Here is an 11160-nt window from a genome sequence, read left to right as displayed (position 1 = left end):
TCAAAGCCTAATATATTCACTTTTTATTCTTTTTTGTTTGTAATTATCAAACCTTTTTGATCATATTTTTAACTGTTTTAAAAGTTTTCTGAATGAATAAAAAATTAACCCACCGTGGGGGTGCGATCGAGAAGCGATCGCACTACACCCCCATCTATTCTCAAGGCCAGCGTTCCCTTTCTGTTGAAGTATTCTTCAGATCCAGAACGCAAATCCCCTTCTATATATACCTTTCGACTAGCTTGTCACCCCGTGAGGAGCACAAGTTATCCATTCTAAATATAATACCATGTCAAATTTTCTTGTCAACCCCCATTTCAGTTATCAGTTAACAGTTATCAGTGATCAGCTTTTTCAATTAATTGACAAGATAAATATGGACTGTTTTATCTAAAATAGTGCATTAGGGAGTAGGGGAGAAAGATTGTTGTTGGGTTTATCCTACGGATAAGCTACAAAGATCGTCCCTCAACCCAAGCTACATCTATTGCAACATTTAAGATGAAACAGTCTAAATATTTTGGTGGTAGTGCATCATACAGCGCTTTCCATTCTCCATGAGGTACACCTATCGCGGCCAAGATGCCAGCCAAGTGGGAGCATCTTGCTCCCCTACTAGACTATTTCATCTAACTTTTTCCCCATCACCCCATCACCCCATCACCCCATTACCCCATCACCCTACTTAATTAATATCTATAAGGATGACTAGGGGTAGAAAACTCATCATCATCAAAAGCAATGCTACCACCACCTACTGCAACTAAGTCAATTTGCTGGCGATAATAATCAACACTCTTAACCTGTACTTCTACCATATCCCCTAGTCGATACTGGTTACGATTTTTGCGTCCCACAAGAGTTTGTTGTCGAGAACGATATTCATACCAATCATCTTTGAGAGAGGATACATGAACTAAACCTTCTACTCTGAAAGTTTCTACTGACTCGGAGGAAATCTCAATTTCTACAAAGAAACCGTAAGACTGCACCCCTGTAATCAAACCTTGGAAAGTTTGCCCCGTGCGTTCCTTCATCAATCCAGTTTTAATTAATCCTTCCAAGTCTTCTTGAGCATCCTGTGCGACATTTTCTCGTTCTGTTAAATGTACAACTACTGATGTTAATTGCGCTTCCAACTCTTGCTGTATTTCTGGAGGTAAAACATTCCAGGTAATTTTGCCATGACAGGAAGAATGACCTAGTTCCACACCCTCTTTGGAACGACTCGAACGGCGATCGCGTCCTTCATTAAATATGGTATGTAAGACTCGTGAAATCAGCAGGTCAGAATATCTGGAAACTGGTGATGTACAATGAACATAACCATGTTGCAATGCTAGTCCAAAATGGGGTTGAGCTATGGTACTGTAAATAGCTGGTTTCAAAGTGTCTTCAAGCAAGTATGCCAGCACTCTTTCTGATTTTTGTGCAGTAAATTCTTCAATAAATGCTTGATAGTCAGCAGGTTGCACATCTTCTTCATCTTCTAGATATAACTCAGCTCCAAGATTACTAGCTAATTTAATAAATTCTTGAATGTCTCCTGGATCTGGAGTATTTTGGACTCGATAAATTGCTGGTACTCCCAGTGAAATTAAGTGACTTGCTATTGCTTGGTTTGCTAGGACGATTAATTCTGCTACCATGGAACGAGCTGGAAATAATTCAGGAACTATCATTGCTCCCAACTCTCCCTCATCATTGTAATAGCTTTTTTCATCTGGTAAATTGAGATCGAAACCACCTCTTCGTAATCTTGCATTGCGGACTGCTTGACTGACATCGTTGAGTTTATTAATTGTATTCTCAATTTGATCTGAGGGGAGATTAACTAATTCCTCTGTGTTGCCATTGATAATTTCTTTTGCCTGTTCATAGCTAAGATGATCGTCTACCTTGATCACACTAGGTTCAATTTCAAACTCAACTATTTGACCATTTTTATTGACCGTAATTAGGATCGATATAGCGAGTCTATCTTTTTCTGGTAGTAAAGAACAGTAATCACTTGATATAATCTTTGGCACGATCGGAATTACTGTATCTCGCAGGTATATGCTGATACTTCGCTTACGAGCTTCCTTGTCTAGTTGTGACTCTGGCTTAATAAAGTATGCCACATCAGCAATATGAATTCCCACTCGCCAATAACCGGAGGAAGTGGTTTCTATACTTAGAGCATGGTTAATGTCTTTCTTATTGGCATTTCCAAAAGAAACTGTCAGCAGTTCGCGCAAATCTAATCTATTTTTTTGATCGGCCTTGGTGGAGTGCTTAACCAAAGACTCAGCTTCTGCGATCGCAGCATCAGAAAAAGAACGGGGCAAGTCATGTTTGCAACATACTATATCCATATCGTCTGCAGCTTCTGCATCTGAACCGAGAATTTGAACGACTTTTCCTATTGGACGTTTTTCGCCCAGGGGATAGCGCAATACTTCGACATGGACGAGGTGATCGATGGCATTCCCTAGGTCAGCATTTTCTGGTACTAAGTCGATTTCAAATAGTAAGCGATCGTCTAGGGGAACTGCCCGATAATAGGGTTCCCCATTATGTCCATTTATTTGTTTGATTCTGGCTAACAAGGAGGGGTTAGCACGTTCTAAGATTAATTTTACTTCTCCTTCTGGACTCCTACGACGACTGCCTTCTTTGATGATTTTGACTAAGACGCGATCGCTATTCCAGGCGTTACTCAGATGACTTTCCCGGATATAAATATCTTCTGTTCCTTCTGAGTCTTGTATTGCGAAGCAAAATCCTTTACTGGAACAGCGCAGTTTTGCTTCTACAATTGCCTCTTCAATCAGCCGTCGATAACGACCTTTATCTTTGGCTAGAACTCCTATTTTTTCTAGAGCATCCAAAGCAATTTGTAATTTATGGATACTTTGATCGTCTTGACAATCTAGTTTTTTCTCCACTGCTTTAGGAGCGACTAACTTGTCTTCACTAAAGTTTGCTAGGAGTGTAGCGATGGAAAATTTCATGCAGCGTTCTATCCTTTTTGTTATCGGTTCAGCTATCCTATAAATTAGTCTGCCTTGACTGTTTCACCTAGATAGTTGTGTTAATCAGTCTTCCCTAGTTAAATGCTTAATGGTGCTCTTAAGCTAATTTTGGCGAGACATTTACTGAGTAGAGTTATTTCATCGTAGACAAAACCGCCCAGCTATCTAGTATTTACCACTATCTTTACTACTTTTTGTTAATGTATTAGGATAAATGGTTTGTACTTTTGTGTCTTCACCGTAGTTTATGGGAAACTTATTCTTTGGTGATTAAGGTCTATGACGTGCGACTAATTTCATCGTTTATTTATTCTATAAGAAAAGGTAACCAACTTTGGACTGTATTGTTTTTCAAGTAGCTAGTCCCATAGCTTTCCAGACATCAGATATGCTGATTGGACGTGCTCTCTTGTTTCATCTGCCAATACTTAAGTTACCCATAAGTTAAGCCATTAATCGTAACATTATTCATTGAATATCGATCAGGATTAGCAGCTTTTCAGGATAATTTTAGTTAGGTGGAGCTATTTCTGCTGGTGGAGTGAGAAGAACCTTTAGACAAAGAAGAGTTTGCTACAGGTGTGCTTCATCCCCCAGGGCTACTTTTGTTATGTTGGGTTTCTCTTTTCCTAATTCAGCCATATCATAACTTTGTCTTAATTTACCTTATTTAGATAAATTGTTTAATGGCCTCATTTTTTGAGTTAACTATAAATTTATCCTACCTTAGAATAGCTTTAAATTAGAATTTTGGCAAAAGTAATTTTCGGCAAGGAAAATTCAGATGTTTTTAGATAAGTAATATGATGTCCTTTTAATAGCGATTTGGAAAAACTGCTCCTCTGACTTCAACCCCAACTTGATACGGTCTCGGGGTCTCCCGTTATAATCTGCGATTTAACGGGAGGGGAATTGCCGAGCTGTAAATTAAATAGGTTTCGATTGCTGTTCAAATATAGCAATAAAGAGTCCTGATAAAATTATGATAATTACTCATTGCTACAAGATTAAGCCTACTCCTGAACAGTCAGTCAAAATTGATTATTGGCTCTTTACTGTTGCGGAGGCATTACAATTATGCGTGATAGTCAAAGACTAGACTGGTTAAATAGAACTAGATGTCCAGTTGACCGTTGTTCATTAATTTCATGTCCTATTGGCGAGATTTCCAGTAGACCAGATTATTATTTTCAGTAATCAGCACTTAAACAGACAAAAGAGTTATTTCCTGATTACAAGGAAATATCCATACGAAGTTCAACAAATTAACTTACAAAGACTAGATAAAGCTTGGAAAAGTTTCGGCTAAGAGTCGACATGAAAGGCTAATACCCAATAAAACTGGTAAGCGTGCAGGACGACCAAGATTTAAAAAATCAGGGTTTTTAAGGTCATTGTGTTTTAGTAGAGTTAATCATCCGCTCATCAGCAATAAAATTTGATGGAAAACAAATAATTGCTACGAGGTTTGGTGCTATAAGAGTCATAGTTCATAGACCAATTCCAGATGGGTTTACGATTAAAACTGCAACTATAACCAAAAAAGCTGATGGTCCCGGATGTAAGTTTTAGCTGAGAAGATAAGTCAGTACCTAGTTTAATTTCTACAGAAAATATCAAAACTGCTGTAGACATTGATGTAGGCTTAAAAGAGTTTTTAACTACTAATACTGGTGAAACTATTTCTGTTCCTAAATTTTATAGAAAATCCCAATCTAATTTAGCAAGAAAGCAAAAAAAAGTATCTAGAAAAGAAATTGGGTCAAACAACTGGAGGGCAGCACAAAATAGAATAGCTAGATTACATCAACATATTGCTAGACAAAGAGAAGATTTCCATGACAAAACAGCTCATAAATTAGTTAGAGAAAATGATTTAATAGCAGTAGAAGACCTAAACATTAGAGGTTTAGCAAAAAATACTAAACTATCAAAATCAATCTATGATGTAGCCTGGGGTACTTTTATTGAAAAATTGAATGCAGTAGCGGCAGTTCGCGGTGTTCATGTAAGTAGGGGCGAATGGCCATTCGCCCCTACATCCTCACAATACATCACACTCATTGTAGTAATTGTGGCCAAAAAGTACCTAAAACTTTATCAGTGAGAACTCATTCTTGCCCTAAATGTCAAACAGTTTTGGATAGGGACGAGAATGCAGCAATTAACATATTAAATAAAGGGTTAAACGAGGTGGGTATCATCTTGTCTGCTCGTGGAGGCTTAGATATTGATCGGCCTGCGTTCGCGTAGCGTTGCGCTAGCACTCGCAAGAAACTTCTTTGTTTGAGAAGCTCCCGTTATAATCGCTCTTATTTAACGGGAGAGAACTTCACACTGTTCAAGCCATCTATAAATCTTGAAGCTTGTACAAGAATTCTATTGAAATGGCTCTGAGTTTTGGGCAAATGTACTAAACTGGACTTTTAACTGGATCTAGGTTTCAATAAGTAGACAATTATGTTAGAACGTTTTCAAGCTTGTTACCCCACAGGTTGCTTAATCTCTGAGTTAATTACTATTTATAATGGTAAGTATGTGGTTCGTGTCCTAGTACAAGTCAATGGTGAAACATTGGCCAGTGGATTAGGGGCGGCTGATACTGTGGAGTTGGCAGAAGACCAGGCTAGAAAGCGATCGCTTGCCATTCTTCCCCTTGATCAATCTATTTCTACACCTCAAAGTTCTGTTCCAATTTATCCTACTCAATCTTTTAGTCCTCCTTTACCACAAAATAACACTTATATCAACACTTCTTTACAACAAGAAATAGAGGAAGTACCAGCAGCAAAATCTAATTTAGATGCTAATGAGGTTCCTGATAGTTCAACTATTTCGTCTGAGTTGAAAGAATCAGAAATTTATACTTCAATGGAAAAAGAGAAATTACAAATAGTAGAATCTAGTATTAACTATGATGATCTTCCCAATTATACTCAAAATTCGGGTGGATTTGATAATAATAGTTGGTTAGATACTGACTATGGTATGGAACAGAAGGAGGAAAAGATTGATGAAACTGCAGAAATATTAATAAGCTCTGGAAATGATAATGATATAGATAGTGAAGTAACTACATCAGAATCTATAGATTCATCAGTAGAAATAGATCGATCGATTGATACTAATGATGAAAAATATTCACTAAGTTCATCATACGATGTATCTGATGATAATGTAAAAATAGATATTTTGATTGATAGTTTAGGCTGGAATAAAGAAAAGGAGCAAGATTTTCTAGAACAAAATTATCATCAAAAAACACGCCAATTTTTAACAACAGAAGAATTATTTAATTTCCATCAATATTTAGATATATTGCTTAAGGTTACAAAGGAAAGTAAGAGTCAGGGATGGAAGCTTAAACAACAGCAAGATTATTTAGAATATAGTCATAACAAAGAATCTTTGGAACAGTTAAGTGTAGATGAGTTACAAAGCTTTTTGGAGTATTTAGAAGTATTTGGTAAAACTACCAATGAAATTAAACGTTTGGGTTGGAATTCAACAAAAGGAAAAACTTATCTCAAAAAAAATTATGGAGAAGAAGGGCGTACCCGTCTTTCCTATGAACAGTTGCAAGATTTCTTACAAAATTTAGAAAAGTTAGATACGCCTTGAAGAAGGAAGAAGGAAGAAGGAAAAAGGAAGAAGGAAGAAAGAAAAAATGGATGGGGACTCAAACCCCAACCAATTGTAAACACTGTGTAGACGTAGAGCTATTTCATTCTAAACTGTGCCATTTTATTTATTGACGAAACCACGTTATTTCAAGCTTTAGGAAATTTATCTTTCGCTGTGTGAAAATCAATAAATTAATTACCAAAATCTAGAATGAAATGACCCTGGTGTAGACGGCGGGGTATTAAACCCAAAAGAAAAAGAGAAAAATTTAGTAGGCCTCAAGAAAAAATTGATTAAGAATTAGAGGGGTTACGGTTATAAACTTGGTCAATTAAGCCGTACTCCATTGCTTCTGTAGCTGACATAAAAAAGTCTCTTTCTGTATCTTCTACAATTTTTTCTATGGGTTGACCTGTGTGGTCTGCTAAACAGTCATTCAGGTATTTTTTGAGGTATAAAATCTCCCTAGCTTGAATTTCAATATCTGTGGCCTGACCTTGTGCTCCACCCAATGGTTGGTGAATCATAATTCGGGCGTGGGGTAGACTCATTCTTTTGCCTTTTGTTCCTCCACTGAGAAGAAATGCTCCCATACTGGCGGCTATTCCCATACAAATAGTACAGACATCGGGGCGAACGTGCCTCATAGTGTCATAAATACCCATCCCTGCACTGACCGATCCACCAGGGGAGTTGATATAGAGATAAATATCTTTTTCTGGGTCTTCTGAATCTAAATATAATAATTGGCCGACGATTAGATTGGCCAAGTCAGAGTCTATGCCTTCTCCTAGATATATTATGCGATCGCGTAGAAGTCTAGAATAAATATCAAAGGCTCTTTCACCACGGCCAGATTGTTCAATAACTGTTGGAATCATATTTTTTAAGTCAAAAGTTAAGTGTCAAAATTTTTGACATTAATATATCTTAGCGATTCTGGTTGAAGTTTAGCAAATTTATTAGGAAGTTAGGTAGGGTTTATTAGCATTTAGGCAGAGTTTCACCAGATAATTGCAAAGATAAAATAATGGATAAGTTGTTGACTTTTCATTTTTAATTCTGACAATATTTAGAGATATTTTTCAGTTAAAAATTAAAAGTTTTTGACATTAATATATTAAGGGCGACTATGGTTTAAATTTAGCTAATTTATTGGGAATAAAGGTAGAGTTTATGGTAGTTCTGCATAGTAATGGTATATTTAGGACTTGCTGATTAAATCTAAAGGCATTGACAGATAAAAGTAAGTGCCTTTTTATGCCCGGAAAAAGTACAAGGAGTTAGGTTGTCCTTGATTCCAAAAGGAGCGCATTTTGGGGTAACTATAGCAGACAAATCAAGAAACTATTATGAACGACTACCCCCTCTATAACTCCCATTTATCCTGACTATTAACTACTCCCTACTCCCTACCTTAACAAAAAGACTTATTCAGCAAACCCTAATTAATATTCAATAGACATTCAGGATATAAGTTGATAGTTTGAGCTATTTCTTTTGTGATTAAGTTGATGGTTTTCACCCATTTGGATATGGCGAGGATACCTTGCCATCCCACCCTACGGGAAGCTGCGCTTTTCATGTCGCGTAGCGAAACGACCGCTTTTTTCTCCTTTAAAGGAGAGGCTTTAAACCTTAATTATTCGGTAAATACTCGGATTATCTCATTGTTTAACTATCTCAATACCTCGCTCTTCAGCAATTATATTTGTACCACTTTTATATTACTAGATCGACTAGGTTAAAAATTTGGTGTAAGTTTATGAATATATTAACCTATTTATTGACTGTGATAAATTCACTTAGGTCTGAATCTATGATGTTTTTAATTTCCATAAAATTTTCCTCTCTAGTTTCTATAAACAAGATACCAAAGATAGGATATTGTTTGTAATCTATCTTTCTTAACTCTAAGGGTTTTTCAAAATTTGCTAGCAATTTATCATAATTAAATGATGTAATCTCGCTGACATTTTTGCCAGTAGAATTATCTAATATAACCATACTAAATAATTTTCCCTCTTTTCCTTGAATAGCTTTGCACCAATCTGGTTTTTTTTGGTAGTAAAAATATAAATAGGAGTTAAAACCATGAGCTAAGAATGATAAGTATGCGGTACTACACCAACCACCAAATCGAATTGGATTTACTTCAATAGGCAATAAAATACCATTACTATTTCTTCTCAGCTCAATATGTACTGGAAAGTTTTTTATTGTAGCCAAATCACCAATTTTTTCAAGAAAATTTGTAAATTCCTCAAGGTTACTTTCAATAATTTCTTTGGATGAACAATAAACTCTTTGACTGACACTATTATCTGAAGAAAATATATGCTTGAAAATTCCCAGAATAACTGGTTTGCCAATGGAGTTATAATAAGCATCAACAGCAAATTCTTCACCATCGATATACTCTTCAATGATAAATGAATTGGTGTTCAATACACATTCAGGATATAAGTTTTTAGTTTGAGCTATTTCCTCTGTGATTAAATCGATGATTTTCACCCATTCTGAGTAACTGGAAACTTTATAAACTCCCATACTAAAAAAGCCAGTTATTGGTTTGAGCATAAATGGTAGTGGAATTTGATCAAATTCAATTCTTTTGAGGTCTTTTGCAGGTATCTCTCTGAAGTAGAAGTTGGGAAAGATAGATTTTGTTAGTTTCCGGAATTTATACTTATTCTTAAATAGCTCTATTTTTTTAGGAATATCGCTGAAATGTAAATGTTTTGATATCCAATCATAGGAATTTTCAGAGGTAGTGTAAATAGTTGGATTATCTAATTGTTTAACTATCTCAATTGCTCGCTCTTCAGTAATTATGTTTGTGCCACTATAAAGGCTCATTTTTTGAGCTATATCTGTACCTACTAAAGGAATAGCATTATCTCTGACAGTAGCTTTAAAAAATGCTGATATGTATGGTTTATCTACAAAGAACATAGTTAATTTGTGAAATATAAAATAGTAAGTATGTTTTATTATAGTGGCATATGCAACTATAATCTGGCAAGAAAATTGTTTAATCCTTTGTCAACTTAGACTTTTCTGAAAAATTCATTCCACTACTGATATTTGTAAATTTTTGTGGTAAAAAAAATAGGGGTTTTATTGATGACTACTTGGGAGATTTTCATTGGCTAATTCTATGATTGACAGGATGAAGAACAAATTATATCTGTGGCGACTTATCATTGCAACGTTTGAGTATTTTCCCCTGGTTTGACTCGGAAAAAAAAGGAATTTTCTTGATGACTACTTGGGAGATTTTCATTGGTTAATTCTATGATTGATAGGATGAAGAACAAATTAGATCTGTGGCGACTTCTGACTGCAACGTTTGAGTATTTTCCCCTGGTTTGACTCGGAAAAAATAGGGGTTTTATTGATGACTACTTGGGAGATTTTCATTGGCTAATTCTATGATTGACAGGATGAAGAACAAATTAGATCTGTGGCGACTTCTGACTGCAACGTTTGAGTATTTTCCCCTGGTTTGACTCGGAAAAAAAAGGAATTTTCTTGATGACTATTTTATAGATTTTCATTAGCTAATTCTATGATTGACAGGATAAGGAATTTTCTTGATGACTATTTTATAGATTTTCATTAGCTAATTCTATGATTGACAGGATAAGGAATTTTCTTGATGACTATTTTATAGATTTTCATTAGCTAATTCTATGATTGATAGGATAAGGAATTTTCTTGATGACTATTTTATAGATTTTCATTAGCTAATTCTATGATTGACAGGATGAAGAACAAATTCTATCTGTGGCGACTTCTGACTGCAACGTTTGAGTATTTTTCCCTGGTTTGACTCGGAAAAAAAGGAATTTTCTTGATGACTATTTTATAGATTTTCATTTGCTAATTCTATGATTGATAGGATAAGGAACTTTCTTGATGACTACTTGGGAGATTTTCATTGGCTAATTCTATGATTGACAGGATGAAGAACAAATTCTATCTGTGGCGACTTCTGACTGCAACGTTTGAGTATTTTTCCCTGGTTTGACTCGGAAAAAAAAAGGAACTTTCTTGATGACTACTTGGGATATTTTCATTAGCTAATTCTATGATTGACAGGATGAAGAACAAATTCTATCTGTGGCGACTTCTGACTGCAACGTTTGAGTATTTTTCCCTGGTTTGACTCGGAAAAAAAGGAATTTTCTTGATGACTATTTTATAGATTTTCATTTGCTAATTCTATGATTGATAGGATAAGGAACTTTCTTGATGACTACTTGGGAGATTTTCATTGGCTAATTCTATGATTGACAGGATGAAGAACAAATTCTATCTGTGGCGACTTCTGACTGCAACGTTTGAGTATTTTTCCCTGGTTTGACTCGGAAAAAAAAAGGAACTTTCTTGATGACTACTTGGGATATTTTCATTAGCTAATTCTATGATTGACAGGATGAAGAACAAATTCTATCTGTGGCGACTTCTGACTGCAACGTTTGAGTATTTTTCCCTGGTTTGACTCGGAAAAAAA

At 35.6% G+C, this 11160-nt stretch carries 8 protein-coding genes; 3 read left to right on the top strand and 5 right to left on the bottom strand.

Annotated elements, in window-relative coordinates; genetic code table 11:
- Nucleotides 1-689: 689 nt before the first annotated feature.
- Nucleotides 690-2996, bottom strand: coding sequence for a ribonuclease R family protein (locus F6K15_RS34990; protein WP_293070284.1), 2307 nt, complete (start codon nt 2994-2996; stop codon nt 690-692).
- Nucleotides 2997-4617: 1621 nt separating this feature from the next.
- On the opposite strand from F6K15_RS34990, the gene F6K15_RS34985 reads away from it, so the two are divergent.
- The 3 genes from F6K15_RS34985 (at nt 4618) to F6K15_RS34975 (ending at nt 6638) form a co-directional block, all read left to right on the top strand.
- Nucleotides 4618-5124, top strand: a complete 507-nt coding sequence (locus tag F6K15_RS34985; protein ID WP_363269378.1) for a transposase — start codon at nt 4618-4620, stop codon at nt 5122-5124.
- The gene (locus tag F6K15_RS34980; protein WP_293070282.1) at nt 5040-5270 is read left to right on the top strand and encodes a zinc ribbon domain-containing protein; all 231 of its coding nucleotides are present in this window, start codon (nt 5040-5042) and stop codon (nt 5268-5270) included. Before F6K15_RS34985 ends, F6K15_RS34980 begins: the two co-directional genes overlap by 85 nt.
- A gap of 207 nt (nt 5271-5477) precedes the next feature.
- A complete protein-coding gene (locus tag F6K15_RS34975; protein ID WP_293070280.1) occupies nt 5478-6638 on the top strand; it encodes a hypothetical protein in 1161 nt (386 codons plus the stop codon).
- A 296-nt stretch (nt 6639-6934) separates the two neighbouring features.
- Here F6K15_RS34975 and clpP read toward each other — a convergent pair whose 3' ends face one another.
- The 4 genes from clpP to F6K15_RS34955 form a co-directional block, all read right to left on the bottom strand.
- Entirely contained in the window at nt 6935-7522 is a 588-nt protein-coding gene (gene clpP / locus F6K15_RS34970) for an ATP-dependent Clp endopeptidase proteolytic subunit ClpP (protein ID WP_293070278.1), read from the bottom strand.
- Nucleotides 7523-8420: 898 nt separating this feature from the next.
- Nucleotides 8421-9596 (bottom strand): ATP-grasp domain-containing protein, encoded by a 1176-nt coding sequence (locus F6K15_RS34965; protein WP_293070277.1) that lies wholly within the window; start codon nt 9594-9596, stop codon nt 8421-8423.
- A gap of 998 nt (nt 9597-10594) precedes the next feature.
- Nucleotides 10595-10723: a hypothetical protein gene (locus F6K15_RS34960; RefSeq protein ID WP_293070276.1), complete on the bottom strand. Its 129-nt coding sequence runs from the start codon at nt 10721-10723 to the stop codon at nt 10595-10597.
- Nucleotides 10724-10930: 207 nt separating this feature from the next.
- Nucleotides 10931-11059, bottom strand: coding sequence for a hypothetical protein (locus F6K15_RS34955; protein ID WP_293070276.1), 129 nt, complete (start codon nt 11057-11059; stop codon nt 10931-10933).
- Nucleotides 11060-11160 lie beyond the last annotated feature (101 nt).

Source organism: Okeania sp. SIO2B3 (assembly GCF_010672525.1).
Taxonomy (GTDB): Bacteria; Cyanobacteriota; Cyanobacteriia; order Cyanobacteriales; family Microcoleaceae; genus Okeania.
The sequence above is the reverse complement of the archived record's forward strand: the minus strand, read 5'-3'. Positions and strand labels throughout refer to the sequence as shown.